This is a genomic window from Streptomyces sp. NPDC026301 (genome assembly GCF_055567935.1).
This window is the reverse complement of record NZ_JBVHPN010000003.1, coordinates 79,250-102,125: the sequence shown is the minus strand read 5'-3', so window position 1 is coordinate 102,125 and position 22,876 is coordinate 79,250. Positions and strand designations below refer to the sequence as shown.

Below are 22,876 nucleotides of genomic sequence, written 5' to 3'. Positions count from 1 at the left end.
CGCGCACGAAAAAGGTGCGGGGCGGCATCGCTGCCGCCCCGCACCCTGATGTCCCAGGACTCCTGCGCCTACGTCGGCGTCCTCGCCGAGCCGCGCGCCCGCGCCGTCTCGGCCGGGTCCTTCTTGAACGCCCAGGCCATCCTCGGCTCCATCGCCCACCGGAAGGCCCGCTGCACCGGCGGCGTGCACAGCGCGGTGACCACGGCCCCCGCGATGACCGTCACCGCGATCTCGCCCAGCGGCGTGTGCAGCCACTGGTAGTCGTCGAACCAGCCCCAGAAGCGCGAGCCCTTCGCCAGGAAGCCGTGCAGCAGATAGCCGTACAGCGTGCCGGCGCCCAGCACCGTGAACCACGTCCGGCGCTTCGGCACCCAGGCGAAGAAGCAGGTCACCAGCACCGCCGAGCAGCCGAAGAGGGCCAGCGTCATCACCAGGCCCGCCCACCAGGGCGCGCCCAGCTCCTGCGCGCTGTCCCGGTGGTAGAACCACGCCGAGGTCATCCGCGGCCCGGCCCAGTACGCCATCACCAGCGCCGACGCGAAGATCGGCAGCGAGGCCCACTTCACCGCGCGGCGCTGCGCCCACTGGAAGTGCTCGGGCTTCATGAAGAGCCCGATGACGAAGAACGGCAGGAACTGCAGGACCCGCTGGAGGTCCAGGTCGTCGCCGATGTCCGGCGAGACGGACGCCAGCATCGCGATGACCAGGGCCAGCGGGACGGGCCAGCGCACGATCTTCCACAGCGGAGTGGTGAGCCGCCAGATGAACAGCGCGACCAGGAACCAGGTCAGGAACCACGGGTCGAGGAGGCTGATCGGGTGGCCGGGGTCGTGGTCGGCCCAGCGCTTGAAGAAGCTGTAGGCGACCTCGAAGAGCACGTACGGCACGGCGACGCCGGTGATCAGCCGCTGCAGCCGGTCCTTGCGCATGTCGAAGCTGCGCGAGAAGTAACCGGAGATGATGATGAACGCCGGCATGTGAAACGTGTAAACGACCATGTAGAGCGCTTCGGCGGCGCGGCTGCCGTCGGTCAGCGGCTCCCAGGAGTGGCCCATCGCGACCAGCACGATCGCCAGGTACTTGGCGTTGTCGAAGAAGGGGTCACGGGCCTTCTTCTGCTGGGGTGCGGCCGGGCCGGCCGGCTTCCCCGCCGGTGCGGCAGGGGTGGCCGGCTTCTCGGCCGGGGGCGCGGCCGTGGCGGTCGATTCCTTGGCCGGGGGGAGCGGACTTCGCTGATCGCCGTGGAACATCTGAGGCACCCTAGTGGTCAACCGGAGATTGCGTAAAACCGTCTTCTTATTTCTCGGCTATTTCTGCAGCTACCCGCGGAGATTCCGGGTAGCCGAGAAGATCCGGCCGTTCTTGTGCCGGCCGGCCGCGGGTGCCCGAGCGCCCGTTCTGTACTGAATCATCCCGACTAATCGGGGCATAGGTGCCGCGAACGACCCGGAGGGAATGTCCTACTCTGCGGTGGTCCGTTCGAGTGGCGCGGCTCACGAAATCATGTCCCCGGAATTCGAATTCGCGGGCGTGAGGTGGGTGTACGCGCGGCAGCGGAATCCGGCCGGACGGAAATGATCAGGCCGAATCGGGGGTCGCGGCAGGGTTGCTTCATTGCCGTGCGCGGGCCGGTGCCGCAGAGCCGTCCGGAAGGCATAGGGGCACGGGAAGTGCGTAAAGCCTTGGCCGATGATTCGTCACTCGCCTCCACCGGGAAGAGAGTTGGTGGCACGATGGGTGCCGGCGGGGGTGTGCGCGGCTGCATGCTTCCAGGGCCGGTGTGGCATTCCGACCAAGGGTGTGATCAGTTGTGGAACTTTCGCTGTCTGTGGTGCTGCTGTTGGCGATCATTCTGATCGTGTTGCTCCGCAACAAGGCCTTGAAGTGGGGACCCGCGCTCGTCGCCATACTCTTCGGCTTCTTCCTCGCGTCCACCGGCATAGCCCCGTCCGTCAACCGGTTCTTCACCTCCGTCGCGGACACGATCAACAACATCACCTTCTGACCACCGCGAACGGGCACCGGACCGGCTCCCCGCGGCCCGGCGCCGCTCGCCCCGTACGCGCGCCGCTCAGCGCCCGCCGCGGCCCAGCGCGTCCCGTACGGCGTCCTCACTGCGGCCCACCACGGCACTGCCGTCGTCCGCGGTGATGATCGGCCGCTGGATCAGCTTCGGGTGCGCGGCCAGCGCCTCGATCCAGCGCTCCCGCGCGTCCGCCGACCGCTCCCAGTCCTTCAGGCCCAGCTCCTTCGCCGCGGCCTCCTGCGTACGCGTGATGTCCCACGGCTCCAGCCCGAGCCGGTCCAGTACGGCCCGCAGCTCCGCCGCGCTCGGCGGGTCCTCCAGATAGCGGCGCACGGTGTACTGCGCGCCCTCCTCGTCCAGCAGCTGCACAGCGGACCGGCACTTCGAACACGCGGGATTGACCCAGATCTCCATGCGCGCACCTTAGCCAGCGCACGCCCGGCCCGGTCCGCCTGCCGCGTACCCCCGGATACGCCGAAGGCCCGGCCGCGCTGTCCTGCGTGCGGCCGGGCCTTTCGTCGTGGAGCGGGCGACGGGAATCGAACCCGCGTAGCTAGTTTGGAAGACTAGGGCTCTACCATTGAGCTACGCCCGCATGCGCCGTGGACCGTCGAGCGGCCTCCGGCACGGTGAGCATCGTAGCGGGTCGGGGCGGTTCGCCGCACACCCCACTCGTCCCTCGGATAACTGGCAGCCGCATGGCCTGCGGCCATGTACCCTACGTGTCGCACCGACGGGGTGTGGCGCAGCTTGGTAGCGCGTCCGCTTTGGGAGCGGAAGGTCGTCGGTTCGAATCCGGCCACCCCGACCATCATGCGGCTTTCCAGCCATCCTCATGATCGCAGTACCACCCCTTGCCCGGCCTGCCCGGACGGGGGATCCCAAGATCGCATTGTGGGGCGCGTCGTGCTTGCGGTTACTATGCAAGCTGCGCGTCCGTGTGCCTCGTTTCCAGGTCTCCCGGGCGCGATCCGCCGGGCCCGATACGCCACGAGCGTCCCGAGGCCGGGGGATCTTCCAGCGAAACCCCAGAAGTCAGCCCCAAGGAGACCGAACCGTGAAGAGCGCCGTGGAGACCCTGAACCCGACCCGGGTTCGGCTCACTGTCGAGGTGCCCTTCGAGGAGCTCAAGGACAGCCTCGACGCGGCGTACAAGAAGATCAACCAGCAGGTCACGGTGAAGGGCTTCCGCCAGGGCAAGATCCCGGCCCGCGTCATCGACCAGCGGTTCGGTCGCGGCGCCGTGCTCGAGGAAGCCGTCAACGACGCGCTCCCGAAGTTCTACACCGAGGCGGTCAACGAGGGTGAGCTCAACGTCCTCGGCCAGCCCGAGGTGGACATCACCGAGCTGAAGGACGGCGAGCTGCTGGCCTTCACCGCCGAGGTGGACATCCGCCCGGCCCTGGAGATCCCGGACTACTCCGGCATCGAGGTCGAGGTCGACGCCATCGAGGTGTCGGACGAGGACATCGAGAAGTCGGTCGAGCAGCTCCGTGAGCGCTTCGCCTCCACCTCCGCCGTCGAGCGCGCCGCCGCCGAGGGCGACGTCGTGACGATCGACCTGCAGGCCAAGGTCGACGGCGAGGTCCTGGAGGACGGCGTCGCCGAGGGCGTCAGCTACACCATCGGATCCGGCGAGCTCCTCGACGGCATCGACGACGCCGTCACCGGCCTCGAGGCCGGCTCCACCGCCACCTTCACCTCCGAGCTCAAGGGCGGCTCCGCCGCGGGCAAGGAGGCCGAGGTCGAGGTGAAGGTCACCGAGGTCAAGGCCAAGGAACTGCCCGCGCTGGACGACGACTTCGCGCAGCTGGCGAGCGAGTTCGACACCCTTGACGAGCTCAAGGACGACAGCCGCAAGCGCCTCGCGCAGATGAAGAAGTACGACCAGGCCACCCAGGCCCAGGAGAAGGTCCTGGAGGAGCTGCTCAAGCTCGTCGAGGTCCCGCTCCCCGAGAAGCTGCTCGCGGACGAGATCGAGACCCGCAAGCACAACCTCGTGAACCACCAGCTCGGCCAGATGGGCCTCGACCTCGCGAAGTACCTGGAGATCCAGGGCAAGAGCGAGGAGGAGTTCGACGCCGAGACCAAGGAGCAGGCCGAGAAGGGCATCAAGACCCAGTTCGTCCTCGACGAGCTGGTCAACAAGGAGAAGCTGAACGTCAGCCAGGAGGAGCTCACCGAGCACCTCATGCGCCGCGCGCAGTCCTCCGGCATGTCCCCCGACCAGTTCGCGCAGGCCGTCGTCGAGGGCGGCCAGGTGCCGATGCTCGTCGGCGAGGTCGCCCGCGGCAAGGCCCTCGCGGTCGTCGTCGAGGCCGCCACGGTCAAGGACACCAACGGTGAGGTCGTCGACCTGGACGACGAGGACGAGACGGCCGAGACCGTCGAGGCCGCCGAGTCCGTCGAGGAGGCCACCGCCGAGGCCGCCGAGGCCAAGGACGAGCAGGCCGAGGACGAGGCCAAGTAAGTCCCCCGGCCGGTTCCGCACCGGCCGAGGCGGCTCCCGCAGCCGCCACAGCACGTCGGCGTACGGGCCCGGACACGCGAGCGCGCGTGTCCGGGCCCGTCGCGTACCGGCGTGTCCCCAGGGCCCCGGGAGCGCCCCGGGCACCTGCGCTCAGAGCGAACAGTTCTCGATGCGGGATGGCGCCCGGCGACCTGCGCGTTAGGGTCCGTAGATACGTGGGCAGGGGACTTTCCGACACCGCGCCGGGGCACCAACGCGGCGCCGAGTCCCGCGCCCCAGACGACGACGCTGAGACGGTCCTGAAAAGCCGTCCGACAACGAGCAGGTGGACACGTGACGATCCCGATGCCTTCCGCCGCCGCTGAGCCGACCTTCGGTGGCCTCGGCGACCAGGTCTACAACCGGCTGCTCGGCGAGCGGATCATCTTCCTCGGCCAGCCGGTCGACGACGACATCGCCAACAAGATCACCGCGCAGCTGCTCCTCCTGGCCGCCGAGCCGGAGAAGGACATCTTCCTCTACATCAACTCTCCGGGCGGTTCGATCTCGGCCGGCATGGCGATCTACGACACCATGCAGTACATCAAGAACGACGTGGTCACCATCGCCATGGGCCTGGCGGCCTCGATGGGCCAGTTCCTGCTGAGTGCCGGTACGCCGGGCAAGCGCTTCGCGCTGCCGAACGCCGAGATCCTCATCCACCAGCCCTCCGCGGGCCTGGCGGGCTCCGCGTCGGACATCAAGATCCACGCCGAGCGGCTGCTGCACACCAAGAAGCGGATGGCGGAGCTGACCGCCTTCCACACCGGCCAGACCGTCGAGCAGATCACCCGCGACTCGGACCGCGACCGCTGGTTCTCGGCCGACGAGGCCAAGGCGTACGGCCTCATCGACGACGTCATGGGCTCCGCCGCCGGCGTCCCGGGCGGGGGCGGCACCGGCGCCTGACGGCCCGGACCGCGCACCCCGCAGCCGACCCCAGCCCACTTGATCGCCACCAGGACGGTGAACACCCAGATGAACAACTCCTCCGGCAGCGGCCTGTACGAGGGCCCTCAGGCCGAGTCGCGCTACATCGTTCCGCGCTTCGTGGAGCGCACCTCGCAGGGCGTTCGGGAGTACGACCCGTACGCGAAGCTCTTCGAGGAGCGCGTGATCTTCCTCGGCGTGCAGATCGACGACGCGTCGGCCAACGACGTCATGGCGCAGCTGCTGTGCCTGGAGTCGATGGACCCCGACCGTGACATCTCCATCTACATCAACTCGCCCGGCGGCTCCTTCACGGCGCTCACCGCGATCTACGACACGATGCAGTTCGTGAAGCCGGACATCCAGACCGTGTGCATGGGCCAGGCAGCCTCCGCCGCCGCCGTGCTGCTCGCGGCCGGCACCCCCGGCAAGCGGATGGCGCTGCCCAACGCCCGCATCCTGATCCACCAGCCGTACAGCGAGACGGGCCGCGGTCAGGTCTCCGACCTGGAGATCGCCGCCAACGAGATCCTGCGCATGCGCACGCAGCTGGAGGAGATGCTGGCCAAGCACTCCACCACGCCGATCGAGAAGATCCGCGACGACATCGAGCGCGACAAGATTCTTACGGCCGAGGAGTCCCTCGCGTACGGTCTTGTGGACCAGATCGTGTCGACCCGGAAGACTTCCGTTTCGGTTTGACCGTTCGATTGATCGCGCTGGTCGCGACTTGAGCCGGAGTGGCTCCCCCTTGGACCGAGTCGGCCGAGTCGGTTCAAGGGGGGCCCGCAGCGGGGGCCCGGCAAGGTACCGTCGATAGGCAAGCACCCGGGTCCGTAGGAGCAATGCGGATCCCAGGCGAAGGGGAAGCACCTCGTGGCACGCATCGGTGACGGCGGCGACCTGCTCAAGTGCTCGTTCTGCGGGAAGAGCCAGAAGCAGGTGAAGAAGCTCATCGCGGGTCCTGGTGTGTACATCTGCGACGAGTGCATCGACCTCTGCAACGAAATCATCGAGGAGGAGCTCGCCGAGACCTCCGAGGTGCGTTGGGAGGAACTGCCCAAGCCCCGGGAGATCTACGAGTTCCTGGAGGGCTACGTCGTAGGCCAGGAGTCCGCCAAGAAGGCGCTCTCGGTAGCGGTCTACAACCACTACAAGCGGGTGCAGGCGGGCGAGAACGGCGGAGCGCGCGGCAACGACGAGGGCATCGAGCTGTCCAAGTCCAACATCCTGCTGCTCGGCCCGACCGGCTCCGGCAAGACGCTGCTCGCGCAGACGCTCGCCCGGATGCTGAACGTCCCGTTCGCCATCGCCGACGCGACGGCGCTGACGGAGGCGGGGTACGTCGGCGAGGACGTGGAGAACATCCTCCTCAAGCTCATCCAGGCCGCCGACTACGACGTCAAGAAGGCCGAGACGGGCATCATCTACATCGACGAGATCGACAAGGTCGCCCGCAAGAGCGAGAACCCCTCGATCACGCGCGATGTCTCCGGCGAGGGCGTCCAGCAGGCCCTGCTGAAGATCCTGGAAGGCACCACCGCCTCGGTCCCCCCGCAGGGCGGCCGCAAGCACCCGCACCAGGAATTCATCCAGATCGACACGACGAACGTGCTGTTCATCGTGGGCGGCGCGTTCGCGGGCCTGGAGAAGCTCATCGAGTCCCGGGCCGGCGCCAAGGGCATCGGCTTCGGCGCGACGATCCGCTCCAAGCGCGAGATCGAGGCCAAGGACCAGTTCCAGGAGGTCATGCCGGAGGACCTGGTGAAGTTCGGGATGATCCCCGAGTTCATCGGCCGCCTCCCCGTGATCACCTCGGTGCACAACCTCGACCGCGAGGCGCTCCTGCAGATCCTGATGGAGCCGAAGAACGCGCTGGTCAAGCAGTACCAGCGGCTCTTCGAACTGGACGGGGTCGAGCTCGACTTCGACCGCCCGGCGCTGGAGGCCATCGCCGACCAGGCGATCCTGCGCGGCACGGGCGCGCGCGGCCTGCGCGCGATCATGGAGGAGGTGCTCCAGTCGGTGATGTACGAGGTGCCGTCCCGCAAGGACGTCGCCCGCGTCGTCATCACCGAGGAGGCCGTCCACTCGAACGTGAACCCGACGCTGGTCCCGCGCAACCGCGGCGGCGAGTCGGGCGAGCACCACGAGAAGAGCGCGTAGCCCGCACCCGGACACACGAAAGGGGGCTCCCGGCACCGGCCGGGAGCCCCCCTTTCGTGTCAGGTCACCTCTGGCGGCACCGCTCCGGGGAGGCGGTCCGCGAGGTCACTTCTTCTCGACGCGGACGTCCTTGCGGACCTTGCCGAGCAGCTCGGCGGCGGCGTCCAGGTCGCGCGCCGCGTTCTTCTCGCCCGGCAGGACGACGCCGAAGGTGCTGTAGTCGGCCCAGGCGCAGATCGGGGCCGCGGACACCTCACCCGGCTTCGGGTCCTTCGCCTTCGCCAGCTGGCACTTCACCAGCGCGCCCTCGCCGCCCTCGGGGGTGAACTCCTCCGGCGTGCCCACCAGGTCGGCGTCGCTGCCGTTCTTGGTGGCCTGCTTCTGCATGTACAGGAAGAAGGCGTCCAGGGCCGTGCCCGGGTCGTCCATCGTGCCGTAGGAGCCCTGCAGCACCAGGCCCTTGCGCGCGTCGGCGCCGGGGGAATACACGCCCTGCACCGAGGTCGGGTCCTTCATCGGCAGGTTCTTGGCCATGCCGTTCTTGCCGGCGGAGGTCCGGCTCGAACCCGGCACCAGCGTGTACCCGGCGGCCGAGCCCGGGGTGGCGAGCTTGTGCGGACCGTCGTTCTCCAGGCCGCCGCCCCCGCCGAACACGGCGATCGCGCCGCCCGCGATCGCGGCCACGACCACGACGGCGCCGACGATCAGGGCGACCTTCTTGCCCTTGCCGCTGCCGCCGGCGGGCGGGGGCGGCGGGACCTGGCCGTACTGCGGCTGCTGCTGGCCGTAGGGGGCCTGCTGCGGGAACTGGCCGGGCTGCTGCTGACCGTACGGGGCCTGCGGCTGCCCGTACGGCGCCTGCTGTCCGTAAGGCTGCTGCTGGGGGGCCTGCGGGGGCTGTCCGTACGGCGCCTGGGGCTGACCGCCGTAACCCTGCTGCGGGGGCACCGGGCCGCCCTGCTGCGGGTAGCCGTAACCCGGCTGCGGGCCCTGCGGCTGCTGCGGCTGCCCGTACGGGCCCGGCTGCTGAGGCTGCCCGTACGGGCCGGGTGGCGGCTGGTTGTAGCTCATGGAGCGGTTTCCCCTCGTGACAACAGAACAACGGACAGCTTTATGCGTTGCTCACATCCTGTACGACACCAGGCGTCACCGAAGCCCCGGGGGCCAAACCGATTCGAGACTGCTACATGCGCGCCCGTACACTGAACGGCGTGACCGAGACACCTCAGAAGAGCCCTGCTTCCGGGCCGAACAGCACCCCCGCAGAACTGCCGACCCAGTACGCGCCGGCCGACGTAGAGGGGCCGCTGTACGAGCGCTGGGTAGAGCGCGGCTACTTCGAGGCCCACGCCAAGAGCGACAAGCCGGCTCACACGATCGTGATCCCGCCGCCGAACGTCACGGGTTCACTCCACCTCGGCCACGCCTTCCAGCACACGCTGATGGACGCCCTCACCCGCCGCAAGCGCATGCAGGGCTTCGAGGCGCTGTGGCTGCCCGGCATGGACCACGCCGGCATCGCCACCCAGAACAAGGTCGAGCAGCAGCTCGCCGAGGAGGGCAAGTCCCGCCACGACCTGGGCCGCGAGGCGTTCGTCGACCGCGTGTGGCAGTGGAAGGAAGAGTACGGCGGCAAGATCCTCGGTCAGATGCGCCGCCTCGGCGACGGCGTCGACTGGTCCCGCGAGCGCTTCACGATGGACGAGGGCCTCTCCAAGGCCGTCCAGACCATCTTCAAGCGGCTCTACGAGGACGAGCTGATCTATCGCGCCGAGCGCATCATCAACTGGTGCCCGCGCTGCCTGACCGCCATCTCCGACATCGAGGTGGAGTACCAGGAGGACGACGGCGAGCTCGTCTCGATCAAGTACGGCGAGGGCGACGAGACCCTCGTCGTGGCCACCACCCGCGCCGAGACGATGCTCGGTGACACCGCCGTCGCGGTGCACCCGGACGACGAGCGCTACGCCCACCTCGTCGGCAAGCGCATCAAGCTCCCGCTGACCGACCGCACCATCCCCGTCGTCGCGGACACCCACGTCGACCCGGAGTTCGGCACCGGCGCCGTCAAGGTGACCCCCGCCCACGACCCGAACGACTTCGCCATCGGCCAGCGCCACGGCCTGGAGTCCAAGGCTGTCATGGACGAGCGCGGCGTCATCACCGTGCACGGCCCCTTCGAGGGCCTGGACCGCTTCGAGGCGCGCTCCACGATCGTCGCCGCGCTGCGCGAGCAGGGCCGCATCGTCGCCGAGAAGCGCCCGTACACCCACTCCGTGGGCCACTGCTCGCGCTGCCGCACCACGATCGAGCCGCGGCTGTCGATGCAGTGGTGGGTCAAGGTCGGCCCGCTCGCGCAGGCCGCCGGTGACGCGGTCCGCGACGGCCGGGTCAAGATCCACCCCGAGGACATGTCGAAGCGCTACTTCGACTGGGTCGACAACATGCACGACTGGTGCATCTCGCGCCAGCTGTGGTGGGGCCACCGCATCCCCGTCTGGTACGGCCCCGACGGCGAAGTCGTCTGCGTCGGCCCCGACGAGGAGCCGCCGAGCGGCGAGGGCTGGACCCAGGACACCGACGTGCTGGACACCTGGTTCTCCTCCGGCCTGTGGCCCTTCTCCACCCTGGGCTGGCCGGAGAAGACCCCGGACCTGGAGAAGTTCTACTCCACCGACGTGCTGGTCACCGGCCACGACATCATCTTCTTCTGGGTCGCCCGGATGATGATGTTCGGCCTGTACGCGATGGACGGCGAGGTGCCGTTCAAGACCATCGCGCTGACCGGCCTGGTCCGCGACGAGCGCGGCAAGAAGATGTCGAAGTCCTTCGGCAACGTCGTCGACCCGCTGGACTGGATGGACGAGTACGGCTCCGACGCCGTCCGCTTCACCCTCGCCCGCGGCGCCAACCCCGGTACGGACGTGCCGATCGGCGAGGACTGGGTCCAGGCGTCCCGGAACTTCGCCAACAAGATCTGGAACGCCACCCGCTTCGCGCTGATGAACGGCGCGACGGTCGAGGGCCCGCTCCCGGACCCGGCCCAGATGTCGGCGACGGACCGCTGGATCCTCTCCCGGCTCAACGCCACGGTCGCCGAGGTCGACGCGTACTACGACGACTTCCAGTTCGCGAAGCTCTCCGACGCGCTCTACCACTTCGCGTGGGACGAGGTCTTCGACTGGTACGTCGAGCTGTCCAAGACCACCTTCATGGGCGGCGGCGACGCGGCCAAGGTCTCGGCCCGCGTGCTCGGCGAGGTCCTCGACGTCACCCTCCGCCTGCTCCACCCCATCGTGCCCTTCGTCACCGAAGCGCTGTGGACCACGCTCACCGGCAAGGAGTCCGTCGTCGTCGCCGACTGGCCCGCCGACAGCGGCTTCCGCGACCAGGCGGCCGAGAAGGAGATCGAGACGGTCCAGCAGGTCGTCACCGAGGTCCGCCGCTTCCGCTCCGACCAGGGCCTCCAGCCCGGCCAGCGGGTCCCGGCCCGGCTCGACCTGGCGGGCACCGCACTGGCCGCGCACGAAGCCGCGATGCGCTCGCTGCTCCGCCTGCAGCCCGCCGGCGAGGACTTCGCCGCCACCGCCTCGCTGCCGGTGGCCGGCGCGACCGTCGCGCTGGACCTCTCCGGCGCGATCGACATCGAGGCCGAGCGCAAGCGCCTGGCCAAGGACCTCGCCGCCGCCGAGAAGGAGAAGGCACAGGCGACCGGCAAGCTCGGCAACGAAGCGTTCCTGGCCAAGGCGCCCGAGAAGGTCGTCGACAAGATCCGCACCCGACTGGAGACGGCCGAGGCGGACATCGTCCGCATCACCGCCCAGCTGGAACGGCTGCCGAAGGCGTAACGCAGGTACCGCTCACCGCCGGGGGCCCCGTCCGCACGGACGGGGGCCCCGCGCGTCACCGGCACGGACAGGTGCTCCGCAGGCCGTCGGCACGGAGGGGGCCGTGCGTCACCGGCACAAAGCAGCCGGATTGTCGATATACGCGTACTGATTTCTCATCCGCCTCTCATCGAGCCGCGCGACGCTCGAAGTCATGAACAAACCCCTGCGACGCGTCTCCGTCTTCTGCATCGCCCTGGTCCTCGCCCTGATGGGCTGGGCCACCTGGATCCAGGGCGCGAAGGCGGACTCCCTCGCGGACGACGACCACAATCCGCGGGTCAACATCGAGAAGTACTCCCGCCCGCTCGGCAACATCCTCGTCGACGGCCACCCCGTGACCGGCTCGACGGCGACCGACGGCCCCCTCGCCTACAAGCGGACCTACACCGACGGCCCGCTGTACGCCCCGCTCACCGGCTACTCCTCCCAGATCTACGGCTCCACCCAGCTGGAGAACCTCTACGGCGACGTACTGGACGGCTCCGACAGCCGGCTCCAGTCCCCGGTCAACCTGGTCTCCCGGGAGCGGGCCAAGGGCGGCGACGTGTCGACCACCCTCGACGCCAAGGTCCAGAAGGCCGGCTACGAGGCGCTCGGCAACAAGACCGGCGCCGCCGTCGCCCTCGACCCCGCCACCGGCCGCATCCTCGGCATGGTCTCCACGCCCTCGTACGACCCGGGGAAGTTCGCCGGCCAGGCCGGCGCCGACCAGAAGGCATGGGCCCGGATGACCGGCGACAAGGACCAGCCGCACCTGAACCGCGCGCTGCGCCAGACCTATCCCCCCGGCTCCACCTTCAAGCTGGTCGTCGCCGCCGCCGCGCTGGAGAACGGCCTGTACTCCTCCGTGGACGAGCGCACCGACAGCCCCAACCCGTACCGGCTGCCGAACACCCGCACCGACCTGACCAACGAGAACGCCGCCGCGCCCTGCGAGAACGCCACGATCCGCACCGCGCTCCAGTACTCCTGCAACAACGTCTTCGGCAAGCTGGCCGCCGACCTGGGGGAGAAGAAGGTCAAGGAGCAGGCGGAGAAGTTCGGCTTCAACGACGCGAAGATCGACGTCCCGGTGCGCGCCGCCAAGAGCGTCTACCCCTCCGGCATGGACTCCGCGCAGACCGCCCTCTCCGGCATCGGCCAGTTCGACGACCAGGCCACCCCGCTGCAGATGGCCATGGTCGTCTCGGCGATCGCCAATGACGGTGACCTGAAGACCCCGTACGAGGTCGACAAGATCACCGACGGCGGCGGCAACACCGTCCAGGAGAACGCGCCCAAGACGTACAAGACCGCGATGTCCAAGGCCAACGCCGAGCAACTGCAGTCCGCGATGCAGACCGTCGTCGAGAAGGGCACCGGCTCCGGCGCGAAGATCGACGGACTGACCGTCGGCGGCAAGACCGGAACGGCCCAGCACGGCGTGGACAACAGCGGCATGCCCTACGCCTGGTTCGTCTCCTACGCCGAGGACGCCCACGGCAACCAGGTCGCCGTGGCATCCGTCGTCGAGGACAGCGACGCGGCCCGCGGCGACATCTCGGGCGGCGGCCTGGCAGGCCCGGTCGCCAAGGCAATGATGAAGGCTGCCCTTTCTTAACCTAGCTGCGGGCAGTCGTGCCGCTGGGCGGCACGGGTGGGCGCAGCGGCACCCCACCGGCGGGCAGCCGCTCCGCGCCACCACCCGCCCGCCCGCGCCACAGCACCTGCGCCCCCACCGTCACCACAACGTTCGGCACCAGCGACAGCAACCCGGCATCGACCGTCCCGATATCCACCCCGCCGAACGTCAGCCAGCCCAGCGTCACCACACCCGTGACAATGCCGAGCAGGGCCGGCACCGCCCGCAACCGGTTGCGCCGCGCCAATGCGGCCACCGTCGCGGGTGCCAGCTGCGCGAGCCCGCCATAGGTCAGCAGCAGCAGATTGGCCAGCAGCGCGGGCCGGGCCAGGCCCAGTACCAGAGCCAGACCGGAGGCCAGCAGTACGCACACATGGTTGATCCGCATTGTGGTGCGCGGGCTGCGCGCAGGCAGCAGATTGCGCGACACCAACGTGGAGATCCCGAGCAGCAGCGCCGCCGACGGCACCATCGCCGTCGCCGCCGCGGCCACCGCGACCACGCCCACCAGCCAGCCCGGCAGCGCGCCGCCGGCCACCGTGAGCAGCGCGGCCTTGCTGTCGGTGCCCGGCTTCAGGGTCAGCACCCCGGCGAAGCCCACCACGACCGGCACGGCGATGGCGACCTGGTACAGCGGCAGCCAGATGTAATTGCGGCGCAGGGCCCGGGAACTGCCCGCGGACAGGATCGCCGACCACAGATGCGGCATCGTGTTCAGACCCGCACCGATCGCGCTGATCAGCATCGCCGTGGTGAACCACGTCGCGTCCGTACCGCCGCCGTGCAGAGTCAGCAGGTCGGGCCGGCTCTCCCGGACGGCGGTGAAGAGACCACTCAGCCCGCCGTCGAGCCCGATCGGCACGGCGACCAGCAGGATCAGCAGCGCCAGCACCATCAGGACGTCCTTGAAGTACGCGGCGCGGGCGATGCCCCGCAGGCCGGACCACAGGACGAAGCCGACGGTGAGCACCGTCGCCAGGATCATCGAACCGGTCGCGCCCGACTCGCTGCCGGTGGCCAGCTGCACGATCAGGCCGAGCCCGGTGATCTGCAGCTGCAGATACGGCAGCAGGAAGACGGCCCCGACCACCGCCACGACCTTCCCGAGCAGCGGGCTGCTGAACCGGTCGGCGAAGAAGTCGGCCTGGGTGAGGTACCCGTTCTCCTTGCCGAGCCGCCACAGCCGCGGCCCGGTGAGGTACTGGCCGATCAGACAGAGCGACAGATACCCCAAGGCGTACGTGGCCGCGACGCCGTCGCTGAACGCGAGCCCGGCCAGCCCCAGAAAGCTGAACGTCGTGAACGACTCGCCGGCCTGCAGGAACCACATCGTCACGGCACCGAAACGGCGCCCGCCGACGGCCCATTCGCCCAGGTCGTGCCCAGTATTACGGCGACCGGACAGGCCGACGGCGGCGATCGCGAGGATGCCGATGAGAGTGACCGCCATGGTCGTGCTCATGCCGCGGCCTCCTCATCGGCGTCCTCGGGATGCGCGGCGCGCGCCTCGTACAGCGCGAGCGCGACGGTGGTGCCCACCGTCCACAGCACGCACCACACCAGGACGGCCGGCAGCCCCAGCCACAGCGTGGTGGTGTTGACGAAGGGCAGATACGGGGTGGCGAAGAACCCGGCCGTGGGCACGGCGAGGTACGCCAGATGACGCTGGCTCATGTCGGAATCCCGAGGGAGGAGGGGAGGGGCGCGAGGGCTCAGCTGCAGGGACCGGCGCTACAGGACGGGGCGGCGCAGGCCGTGGCCGGTGGCGGTTTCGTAGGCGTGCGCGGCACGCAGGGCGGTCAGCTCGGCGCGGGGCGCGGCGACGACCTGGAGGCCGACCGGCAGCCCGCCGGGCGTGAACCCGGCCGGCACGGAGAGCGCGGGCGTACCCATGACGGTGACGAAGTACGCCGAACGCATCCAGTCCAGGTACGTGTGCTGCTCCCGGCCCCCGACCACGGCCGGGTGCTCCAGATCCGCGTCGAAGGGCACGACCTGGCTGACGGGCGCGAGCAGCACGTCGTAACGGGAGAAGAAGTCCGTCGCCGCCAGGTGGATACGGGCGTGCGCCGCGGTCGCGCGGGCGAGGTCGGCGCCGGTCAGCTTCCGGCCCTCCTCGATGTTCCACACCAGGCTGGGCTTGAGGGCCCCGGGGTGCGCGTCGAGGAGCTCACCGAGCCCCTGGGCGAACAGCTGCGCCCGCCGAGTACGGAAGACGTCCTCGGCGCCGGCCAGATCCGGGCAGTCCTCGGTCACCCGGCAGCCCAGCTCCTCGAAGACCCGCAGCTGCGGCTCCAGAACGGCCGTGACCTCCGCGTCGACCGGCACCCGCCCGCCGAGGTCCGGCGTCCAGGCGACCCGCAGCCCGCGCAGATCCGCCGCCAGCGGGGCGCGGAAGGCCGCGCCCGGGGTGTCCAGGGAGAGCGGACAGCGCGGGTCGGGCCCGGCCATGACCGACAGCAGCAGCGCGGCGTCGGCGACGGTGCGGCCCATCGGCCCGGCGACGGCCAGCGTGTCCCACGGGTCGCTCGCGGGGTGGCACGGCACCCGGCCCGGCGTCGGGCGCAGGCCGACCACGTTGCAGAAGGAGGCGGGGTTGCGCAGCGAGCCGCCCATGTCGGAGCCGTCGGCGAGCGGGTGCATCCCGGCGGCGAGCGCGGCGGCCGCGCCACCGCTGCTGCCGCCGGCCGAGCGCGTGACGTCGTACGGGTTCCGGGTGGCGCCGAAGACCGGGTTGAACGTGTGCGAACCGGCCGCGAACTCCGGCACGTTGGTCTTGCCGATCCGGATCGCCCCGGCCGCCTGAACGCGCTCCACGAGAAGCTCGTCCTCATCGGGCACATGGTCGGCGAAGAGCGGCGAGCCGTGGGTGGTGCGCATCCCGCGGGTGAGGTGCGTGTCCTTGAAGGCAATCGGCAGGCCGTGCAGCGGACCGGTCTCCGCGCCGCGCACGAGCCGCTCGTCGGCGCCGGCCGCGGCCGCCAGCGCCCCCTCGGGATCGACCGTGACGACCGCGTTGACCTGCGGATTGACGCCATCGATCCGGTCCAGATGAGCCTGCACGACCTCCCGGGCCGACAACTCGCGCTTACGGATCCGAGCGGCGAGCTCGGTAGCGGGGGCGTACGTGATCTCGTCAATCTCGTCAGTCATGACCATCCGTCCTGGGCGGGGCTGGATGAGCGCTCATCCTGCGGCCGCTGCCGGAAGTGGTCAATAGTCCTGCGTGAATGAATCTTCTAGACGCCCAGATTTAACAAGTGACGCTTACGGCCGCACGGGTGACCTGAGGCGCCGAGGAGTAGCCCCCCGCGCGAGCCGCGGCTCAGCCCGCCGCCCGCAGTGACCGCATCAGCGGCGTAGGTGTGGCGCTGCGCTTCAGGGCCGCCACCACCAGGTGCGAGCTGACCGCCTCCACGTGCCGTACCCACGGCCCCTCGGTGAGAAAGGCGTGCAGCGCCGTCATCGACGGCTGGGTGACGTCCACCAGCAGCTGGTGCTCGCCCATCACCACCGCCGCGTACCGCACCAGCGGCGACTCCGTCAGCAGCCGTCCGACGGCCTCCACCGCGTCCGGACGCGTCCTGATCCACAGCAACGCCTCGACCGGCAGCCCCAGCAGCGCGGGCTCCACCGCGGCCCGTATCGACACCGCGCCCGACCGGGTCAGCGCCTCCACCCGGCGCCGCGCCGTCGCCTCGGACACCCCGGCCAGCGCGGCCAGCTCCTCGTGCGTGCGCCGCCCGTCCTCGGCCAGCGCCTCCACGATGCGCCGCTCCTCCGGGCCCAGCTCCTCGGCCGGCGCGCTCGCCTGCTCGGGGCGGGCCGGGAAGCGGGACAGCGCGGCCGCCTCGGCCTCGTCCAGGATGCCGGGGCGCCAGTCGTGGACCGTACGGAAGTACCGCAGGACGGGGGAGACGTGCTGGGCGGTCAGGCCCGGCACGGCCGGCGCCTCGTCGAGCATCAGCGTGGCCAGCCGGCCCGGCGGGCACTGCACCTCCGCCACGCAGTCCGGCGGCCCGGACAGCACGTAACTGAAGACCGTGCCGGCCCGGTCCGCCATCGCCAGCGCCGCGTCCCGTGCCGTACCGGGCGGGCAGCCCAGCCGCACGATCGCCGTCTCGCCGCGGGCGACCAGCCCGGTGACCGTCACCTGGCCGCTGCCCAGCAGGTGCAGGCCGCGGCGCGCGACGGTGCGCTCCGGCTCGCCGAGCGCGGCGGCGATGCGGCGCCAGGACGCCCGGCCGTCGATCTGCAGCGCGGCGATGATCCGGCGGTCCAGGGCGTCGGGCCCTTGGCCCGTGTCGGCAGCGGTCACGGGATCACAGTAACGACAGCCAAGAGACCCGTGACCGTCGCAGTATCGAGGCCCGTATGCGCCGCGAGGAGGCCCGTGTCCGTTGCGGTGACGAGGCCCATGTCCGTGTGGCACGGCCCGTGTCCGTCACCCGGAGGTGCGCGCACGCCCAGCCGCGGCCGTCGGCGGTAATGGGGCCCGTCCGTGCCGCGTGGGCCTCCTTCTCTTTGTTTCGGCAACGATTACCGAGGGTGAGAAGGTGCCCGTGGTCAATTACATATTGTAATTGTACGCCCTGTGAGGGAAATGCGGGCGTTCTCCTAGACTGGTGCTGTGAGCGAGCGCCCCGAGAACGACGACCCCGACCCGATCGACCCCGACCTGATTCCCGGTCCCGACCGCGACCCCTTCGACGAGATGATCGAGGCCGAGACCGAGCGAGACCCCGACCTCGCGGTGATCGAGGCCGGCAGCCGTACGCTGCGGGCCCAGGCCGGACCGCCGACGAGCGACGTGCCGGCGCGCCCCGAGGACCCCGAGGTGGACCGCGCGCTGCGCGCCGTGGAGGCCGAGCTGGCGACCCGCTGGGGCGAGACCAAGCTCGACCCGTCGGTGCAGCGCATCGCCGCGCTGATGGACATCCTCGGGGAGCCGCAGCGCTCGTACCGCTCCATCCACATCACCGGCACGAACGGCAAGACCAGCACCGCCCGCATGATCGAGGCGCTGCTGGCCGCCTTCGACCTGCGCACCGGGCGCTACACCAGCCCGCACGTCCAGTCGATCACCGAGCGGATCAGCCTGGACGGCGCGCCGATCTCCGCCGAGAAGTTCATCGAGACGTACGAGGACATCAAGCCGTACGTGGAGATGGTGGACGCGCGGGAGGACTACCGGCTGTCCTTCTTCGAGGTGATGACCGGGATGGCGTACGCCGCCTTCGCGGACGCGCCCGTCGACATCGCGGTCGTCGAGGTCGGGATGGGTGGTAAGTGGGACGCCACGAATGTGATCGATGGTGATGTCGCCGTCGTGACGCCGATCTCGCTCGATCACACCGACCGGCTCGGGGACACGCCGGAGGCGATCGCGGGCGAGAAGTCCGGGATCATCAAGAAGGACGCCACGGTCGTGCTCGCGCAGCAGCCGGTGGAGGCCGCTTCGGTGATGCTCAAGCGCGCCGTCGACGTGGACGCCACGGTCGCCCGCGAGGGCATGGAGTTCGGCGTGCTCGCGCGGGAGGTCGCGGTCGGCGGGCAGCTGCTGACGCTGCGCGGCCTGGGCGGCGAGTACACCGACGTCTTCCTGCCGCTGTACGGCGCGCACCAGGCGCACAACGCGGCCGTCGCGCTCGCCGCCGTCGAGGCGTTCTTCGGCGTCGGTACGGAGCACGCGCGCACGCTGGACATCGACACCATCCGGACCGCGTTCGCCTCGGTGTCCTCGCCGGGCCGGATGGAGGTCGTGCGCCGGAGCCCCACGGTGGTACTGGACGCGGCGCACAACCCCGCGGGCGCCCGCGCGACCGCCGAAGCGGTGACCGAGGCGTTCGGTTTCAGCCGACTTGTGGGTGTCGTCGGGGCCAGTGCGGACAAGGACGTGCGCGGGCTGCTGGAGGCGTTCGAGCCGATCTTCGCCGAGGTCGTGGTGACGCGGAACTCCACGCCGCGTTCGATGGATCCGGACGAGCTGGCGGCCCTGGCCGTCGAGGTCTTCGGCGCCGAGCGGGTGCAGGTCGAGCCGCGGCTGGACGACGCCCTGGAGGCGGCGATCACGCTGTCGGAGGAAGAGGGCGAGTACAGCGGCGCGGGCGTGCTGGTCACCGGCTCCGTGATCACGGTCGGTGAGGCCCGGCTGCTCATGGGAAGGAACTGACATGCGCACCCTGTGTGCGAGCACGCTGATCGGCGAGTTCTTCGTCATCGGCTTCGCCGGGCTGGTCGCCATGCAGACCTCGGACCTGTCCACGGCCACGGTCTGGACGGTCAGCGGCATCGCGATGCTGCTGTCGGTGCTGCTGTGCGGGATGCTGTCGCGGCCCGGCGGGGTGGCGCTCGGCTGGGTGCTGCAGATCGCGCTGATCGCCAGCGGTGTGATCGTGCCGACGATGTACTTCCTCGGCGTGGTCTTCGCCGCCCTGTGGTGGGCCTCGGTCCACTTCGGCCGCAAGATCGATGCGGCGAAGGCCCGTTGGGCGGCCCAGGCCGACGCCGCGGGCCCGGACCTGGCCTGAGCCCCGCACCCCCTGCGGGCCGGACCTCGGCTGACCCTCGGGGGGGCGCGGACCGACCCTCGCGCGACCGGGCCCGCCCTGAGCCCCCGCCCCCTGGCGGGACCCGCCACCGCCCGCCCCCTCGACCCCTTGCGGGGCCTGGGAACGGGCGGTTCCGGTGGTCCATGTAGCCTCGGGGCACCCGCTCACTGTCGTACGCACCCTAGGAGTCCCTTCGTGAGCCAGCGCACGCTCGTCCTGCTGAAGCCGGACGCGGTCCGCCGCGGTCTGATCGGCGAGATCATCGGCCGTATCGAGAAGAAGGCCGGCTGGACGGTCAGCGCCCTGGAGCTGCGCTCGCTGGGCCGCGACGTGCTCGCGCAGCACTACGCGGAGCACGAGGGCAAGCCTTTCTACGAGCCCCTGATGGACTTCATGTCCTCCGGTCCGGTTGTTTCTCTCGTCGTGGAGGGCGAGCGGGTGATCGAAGGGGTACGCCAGTTGGCGGGTCCGACCGACCCGATTGCCGCAGCGCCCGGGTCCATTCGGGGCGACTTCGGGACAATCACCCGGGAAAATCTCATTCACGCGTCCGACTCCGAGGAGTCCGCCGAGCGCGAGATCAAGATTTTCTTCCCCGGCCTGTCCTGACGGGGCATCAGGCACAAACCGCCCGCCACCTGGGGCGACCGAAGAAATTCGGTCGCCCTTTGGCATACGTACAGCCAATGGGGGAACGCATCACCCCGACACGACGTCACCATTAAGGGGGGCGGGCACGTGTTCCGCTGACAATGGCGGAGGAACCCCGCACCGCGTTCGAGCGGACGGGCCTTCCCGGACTACCATGAAGGCTTCCGCGCGTCAGCGCATCACCTCCTGCCGACCTCCAGTAAGCATTCGCTCCAGTTGGGAAGGCCAGACGTATCCTCATGGGGAACAACATGTCGTTCATCGGCCGTGACATGGCTGTCGACCTCGGCACCGCCAACACGCTGGTGTACGTCAGGGGTCGAGGGATCGTTCTGAACGAACCGTCGGTCGTGGCCATCAACACCAACACCGGCGGCATCCTCGCCGTGGGCGCAGAGGCCAAGAAGATGATCGGCCGGACCCCTGGCAACATCGTGGCCGTCCGCCCGCTGAAGGACGGCGTGATCGCCGACTTCGAGATCACCGAGCGGATGCTCCGCTACTTCATCCTCAAGATCCACAAGCGCCGGTACCTCGCCCGGCCGCGGGTCGTCGTCTGTGTGCCCTCCGGCATCACCGGCGTCGAGCGCCGCGCCGTCATCGAGGCGTCGACGCAGGCCGGCGCGCGCCAGGTGCACATCATCGAGGAGCCCATGGCCGCGGCCATCGGCTCCGGGCTGCCGGTCCACGAGGCCACCGGCAACATGGTCGTGGACATCGGCGGCGGCACGACCGAGGTCGCGGTCATCTCGCTCGGCGGCATCGTCACGGCGCAGTCCATCCGGGTGGCCGGCGACGAGCTGGACAACGCGATCATCCAGCACATCAAGAAGGAGTACAGCCTTCTGCTGGGCGAGCGCACGGCCGAGAGCATCAAGATCACGATCGGTTCGGCGTACGACCTCGACCAGGACGAGCACACCGAGATCCGCGGCCGCGACCTGGTCTCGGGCCTGCCCAAGACCGTGGTCATCTCCGCGGCCGAGGTCCGCAAGGCCATCGAGGAGCCGGTCAACTCCATCGTCGACGCGGTCAAGACCACGCTCGACAAGTGCCCGCCGGAGCTCTCCGGCGACGTGATGGACCGCGGCATCGTCCTCACCGGCGGCGGCGCCCTGCTCCGCGGCCTGGACGAGCGGCTCCGCCGCGAGACCGGCATGCCGATCCACATCGCCGAGGACCCGCTCGACTCCGTCGCGCTCGGTTCCGGCAAGTGCGTGGAGGAGTTCGAGGCTCTTCAGCAGGTCCTCGATTCGCAGCCGCGCAGATGACCTCCGTCGGCGATCTGCCGTACGGCCGCCTGCCAGCCCGTACGGCAGATCGTTGATATACAACAGACACCACGCACTCCTGTAGTACCCCCCCCCGAACCCCCACCCCCACCCCCAGCCCTCCGCATCCCGCCCGACGTCCCGGCAGTACTGGCAGTTCTGGCAGTACTGCCAGTTCCGGCAGTACACGCACCTTCGGTACCGCCGCCGCGCGGCGGTCCGCGCACAACTCAAGTAAAGGCACAACCCAGATCCCCAGCGAGACCGGCGCGGGCCCGCAGCCGGCCGGTCCTACGAGGAAGGACACGGCCGCCGCACGTGAGGGACACACGAGAGAGCCGGCTCCTGCTGGTGCTGCTGGTCGCGATCGCGTTCGCACTGATCACGGTGGACATCCGCGGCGGCGAGCAGTCCCCGCTCCAGGGTGCCCGGCAGGCCGCGGCCTCCGCCTTCGGGCCGGTCGAGACCGGTGTCGCCTCGGTCGTGGACCCCGTCGGCAACGCCGTCGACGCCGTCCGTGATTCCGACGGCCGGCACAGCCGCATCGCCGAACTGGAACGCGAGAACGCCGCCCTGAAGGCCAAGCTCGGCTCCTCCGGCCGCGACCACGTGCGCGCCGGAGAGCTGGACAAGATGCTCAAGACCGCGGGCGCCGGCCAGTACGGCATCAAGGGCGCCCAGGTCATCGCCATAGGAGCCGCCCAGGGCTTCTCCTGGACCGTCACCATCGACGCCGGTTCCAAGGACGGCATCGCCCGCGATATGACCGTACTGAACGGCGACGGGCTCGTCGGCCGGGTCACCACCGTCGGCAAGGACACCGCCACCATCCTGCTCGCCATCGACCCCGACTTCACCGTCGGCACCCGCATGGAGAAGACCAACGAGATCGGCTTCGCCAACGGGCAGGGCGGCGGGCCACTGCGCGTCCAGCTCCTCAACGGCAAGGCGAACGTGAAGAAGGGCGACCGTATGGTCACCTTCGGCTCCAGCGAGGGCAAGCCCTTCGTGCCCGGCGTGCCGGTCGGCACCATCACCCACGTCGGCAGCGCCAACGGCGACCTCACCCGCACGGTCCAGGTCAAGCCCTTCGCCGGCTTCTCCCGCCTGGACGTCGTCGGCGTCGTCGTCCAGCCGCCGCGCGACAACCCCCGGGACACGGTCCTGCCGCCCAAGCCCGCCAAGCCCAAGCCCACCCCGACGGTCACCGTGACCGCCAAGCCCAAGCCTTCTCCGAGCGGCGCTACCAGGAGCTGAGCCC

The 22,876-nt window shown here is 69.9% G+C and carries 19 protein-coding genes and 2 tRNA genes; 13 read left to right on the top strand and 8 right to left on the bottom strand.

The features are described from left to right. Positions 1 to 68 precede the first annotated feature (68 nt). A complete protein-coding gene (locus tag ACZ4MH_RS06230) occupies positions 69 to 1,250 on the bottom strand; it encodes an acyltransferase family protein (protein ID WP_351591170.1) in 1,182 nt (393 codons plus the stop codon). Between the two features lie 560 nt (positions 1,251 to 1,810). Here ACZ4MH_RS06230 and ACZ4MH_RS06225 point away from each other — a divergent pair. Beyond that, positions 1,811 to 2,005: a hypothetical protein gene (locus ACZ4MH_RS06225; RefSeq protein ID WP_351591173.1), complete on the top strand. Its 195-nt coding sequence runs from the start codon at positions 1,811 to 1,813 to the stop codon at positions 2,003 to 2,005. Positions 2,006 to 2,071: 66 nt separating this feature from the next. Here ACZ4MH_RS06225 and ACZ4MH_RS06220 read toward each other — a convergent pair whose 3' ends face one another. Both ACZ4MH_RS06220 and ACZ4MH_RS06215 read right to left on the bottom strand, forming a co-directional pair. Next, a complete protein-coding gene (locus ACZ4MH_RS06220; RefSeq protein ID WP_351591176.1) occupies positions 2,072 to 2,440 on the bottom strand; it encodes an arsenate reductase family protein in 369 nt (122 codons plus the stop codon). Between the two features lie 107 nt (positions 2,441 to 2,547). After that, positions 2,548 to 2,621: transfer RNA gene (locus ACZ4MH_RS06215), tRNA-Gly, on the bottom strand. 139 nt (positions 2,622 to 2,760) lie between these two features. On the opposite strand from ACZ4MH_RS06215, the gene ACZ4MH_RS06210 reads away from it, so the two are divergent. The 5 genes from ACZ4MH_RS06210 (at position 2,761) to clpX (ending at position 7,631) form a co-directional block, all read left to right on the top strand. Then, positions 2,761 to 2,837, top strand: a tRNA-Pro gene (locus ACZ4MH_RS06210). A 246-nt stretch (positions 2,838 to 3,083) separates the two neighbouring features. Next, entirely contained in the window at positions 3,084 to 4,496 is a 1,413-nt protein-coding gene (gene tig / locus ACZ4MH_RS06205) for a trigger factor (protein WP_351591179.1), read from the top strand. Between the two features lie 345 nt (positions 4,497 to 4,841). Next, complete coding sequence (locus ACZ4MH_RS06200; protein ID WP_031062215.1) at positions 4,842 to 5,444, top strand: ATP-dependent Clp protease proteolytic subunit; 603 nt, start codon at positions 4,842 to 4,844, stop codon at positions 5,442 to 5,444. Positions 5,445 to 5,501: 57 nt separating this feature from the next. After that, positions 5,502 to 6,167 (top strand): ATP-dependent Clp protease proteolytic subunit, encoded by a 666-nt coding sequence (locus ACZ4MH_RS06195; protein ID WP_351591247.1) that lies wholly within the window; start codon positions 5,502 to 5,504, stop codon positions 6,165 to 6,167. A 174-nt stretch (positions 6,168 to 6,341) separates the two neighbouring features. Then, positions 6,342 to 7,631: an ATP-dependent Clp protease ATP-binding subunit ClpX gene (gene clpX / locus ACZ4MH_RS06190; protein WP_351591182.1), complete on the top strand. Its 1,290-nt coding sequence runs from the start codon at positions 6,342 to 6,344 to the stop codon at positions 7,629 to 7,631. Between the two features lie 105 nt (positions 7,632 to 7,736). Here clpX and ACZ4MH_RS06185 read toward each other — a convergent pair whose 3' ends face one another. Next, positions 7,737 to 8,702, bottom strand: a complete 966-nt coding sequence (locus tag ACZ4MH_RS06185) for a hypothetical protein (RefSeq protein WP_351591185.1) — start codon at positions 8,700 to 8,702, stop codon at positions 7,737 to 7,739. Positions 8,703 to 8,842: 140 nt separating this feature from the next. Here ACZ4MH_RS06185 and ACZ4MH_RS06180 point away from each other — a divergent pair, with 140 nt between their 5' ends. Then, positions 8,843 to 11,479, top strand: a complete 2,637-nt coding sequence (locus tag ACZ4MH_RS06180; RefSeq protein WP_351591188.1) for a valine--tRNA ligase — start codon at positions 8,843 to 8,845, stop codon at positions 11,477 to 11,479. Positions 11,480 to 11,672: 193 nt separating this feature from the next. Next, positions 11,673 to 13,121: a peptidoglycan D,D-transpeptidase FtsI family protein gene (locus tag ACZ4MH_RS06175; protein ID WP_351591191.1), complete on the top strand. Its 1,449-nt coding sequence runs from the start codon at positions 11,673 to 11,675 to the stop codon at positions 13,119 to 13,121. 1 nt (position 13,122) lies between these two features. On the opposite strand, the gene ACZ4MH_RS06170 is transcribed toward ACZ4MH_RS06175, so the two are convergent. The 4 genes from ACZ4MH_RS06170 to ACZ4MH_RS06155 form a co-directional block, all read right to left on the bottom strand. Then, on the bottom strand, positions 13,123 to 14,604 hold the full coding sequence (locus tag ACZ4MH_RS06170; RefSeq protein ID WP_351591194.1) for a sodium:solute symporter family protein: 1,482 nt from the start codon (positions 14,602 to 14,604) through the stop codon (positions 13,123 to 13,125). Next, entirely contained in the window at positions 14,601 to 14,816 is a 216-nt protein-coding gene (locus ACZ4MH_RS06165; RefSeq protein WP_351591197.1) for a hypothetical protein, read from the bottom strand. The genes ACZ4MH_RS06170 and ACZ4MH_RS06165 overlap by 4 nt, the downstream gene beginning before the upstream one ends. A 57-nt stretch (positions 14,817 to 14,873) precedes the next feature. Beyond that, positions 14,874 to 16,295: an amidase gene (locus ACZ4MH_RS06160; protein WP_351591200.1), complete on the bottom strand. Its 1,422-nt coding sequence runs from the start codon at positions 16,293 to 16,295 to the stop codon at positions 14,874 to 14,876. A 172-nt stretch (positions 16,296 to 16,467) separates the two neighbouring features. Continuing rightward, positions 16,468 to 17,460, bottom strand: coding sequence for an Lrp/AsnC family transcriptional regulator (locus ACZ4MH_RS06155; RefSeq protein WP_467754239.1), 993 nt, complete (start codon positions 17,458 to 17,460; stop codon positions 16,468 to 16,470). A 312-nt stretch (positions 17,461 to 17,772) separates the two neighbouring features. Between ACZ4MH_RS06155 and folC the strand changes: the two genes are divergently transcribed. The 5 genes from folC (at position 17,773) to mreC (ending at position 22,872) form a co-directional block, all read left to right on the top strand. Next, the gene (folC, locus tag ACZ4MH_RS06150) at positions 17,773 to 19,314 is read left to right on the top strand and encodes a bifunctional tetrahydrofolate synthase/dihydrofolate synthase (protein ID WP_351591206.1); all 1,542 of its coding nucleotides are present in this window, start codon (positions 17,773 to 17,775) and stop codon (positions 19,312 to 19,314) included. A 1-nt stretch (position 19,315) separates the two neighbouring features. Next, positions 19,316 to 19,672: a DUF4233 domain-containing protein gene (locus ACZ4MH_RS06145; RefSeq protein ID WP_351591209.1), complete on the top strand. Its 357-nt coding sequence runs from the start codon at positions 19,316 to 19,318 to the stop codon at positions 19,670 to 19,672. Between the two features lie 216 nt (positions 19,673 to 19,888). Then, entirely contained in the window at positions 19,889 to 20,302 is a 414-nt protein-coding gene (gene ndk / locus ACZ4MH_RS06140) for a nucleoside-diphosphate kinase (protein WP_351591212.1), read from the top strand. Positions 20,303 to 20,595: 293 nt separating this feature from the next. Then, positions 20,596 to 21,615: a rod shape-determining protein gene (locus tag ACZ4MH_RS06135; RefSeq protein WP_030249658.1), complete on the top strand. Its 1,020-nt coding sequence runs from the start codon at positions 20,596 to 20,598 to the stop codon at positions 21,613 to 21,615. A gap of 318 nt (positions 21,616 to 21,933) precedes the next feature. Further along, positions 21,934 to 22,872 carry a rod shape-determining protein MreC gene (gene mreC, locus ACZ4MH_RS06130; RefSeq protein ID WP_351591215.1) on the top strand — a complete coding sequence of 313 codons (939 nt, stop codon included), beginning with the start codon at positions 21,934 to 21,936 and terminating at the stop codon, positions 22,870 to 22,872. Positions 22,873 to 22,876 lie beyond the last annotated feature (4 nt).

Bases quoted from the DNA above. Each gene is read 5' to 3' on its own strand.
- ACZ4MH_RS06160 (WP_351591200.1), bottom strand. From the start codon at position 16,295: ATGACTGACGAGATTGACGAGATCACGTACGCCCCCGCTACCGAGCTC.
- ACZ4MH_RS06220 (WP_351591176.1), bottom strand. From the start codon at position 2,440: ATGGAGATCTGGGTCAATCCCGCGTGTTCGAAGTGCCGGTCCGCTGTG.
- ACZ4MH_RS06200 (WP_031062215.1), top strand. From the start codon at position 4,842: ATGCCTTCCGCCGCCGCTGAGCCGACCTTCGGTGGCCTCGGCGACCAG.
- ACZ4MH_RS06165 (WP_351591197.1), bottom strand. From the start codon at position 14,816: ATGAGCCAGCGTCATCTGGCGTACCTCGCCGTGCCCACGGCCGGGTTC.
- ACZ4MH_RS06175 (WP_351591191.1), top strand. From the start codon at position 11,673: ATGAACAAACCCCTGCGACGCGTCTCCGTCTTCTGCATCGCCCTGGTC.
- ACZ4MH_RS06185 (WP_351591185.1), bottom strand. From the start codon at position 8,702: ATGAGCTACAACCAGCCGCCACCCGGCCCGTACGGGCAGCCTCAGCAG.
- ACZ4MH_RS06135 (WP_030249658.1), top strand. From the start codon at position 20,596: ATGTCGTTCATCGGCCGTGACATGGCTGTCGACCTCGGCACCGCCAAC.
- ACZ4MH_RS06145 (WP_351591209.1), top strand. From the start codon at position 19,316: ATGCGCACCCTGTGTGCGAGCACGCTGATCGGCGAGTTCTTCGTCATC.
- ACZ4MH_RS06230 (WP_351591170.1), bottom strand. From the start codon at position 1,250: ATGTTCCACGGCGATCAGCGAAGTCCGCTCCCCCCGGCCAAGGAATCG.
- ACZ4MH_RS06170 (WP_351591194.1), bottom strand. From the start codon at position 14,604: ATGAGCACGACCATGGCGGTCACTCTCATCGGCATCCTCGCGATCGCC.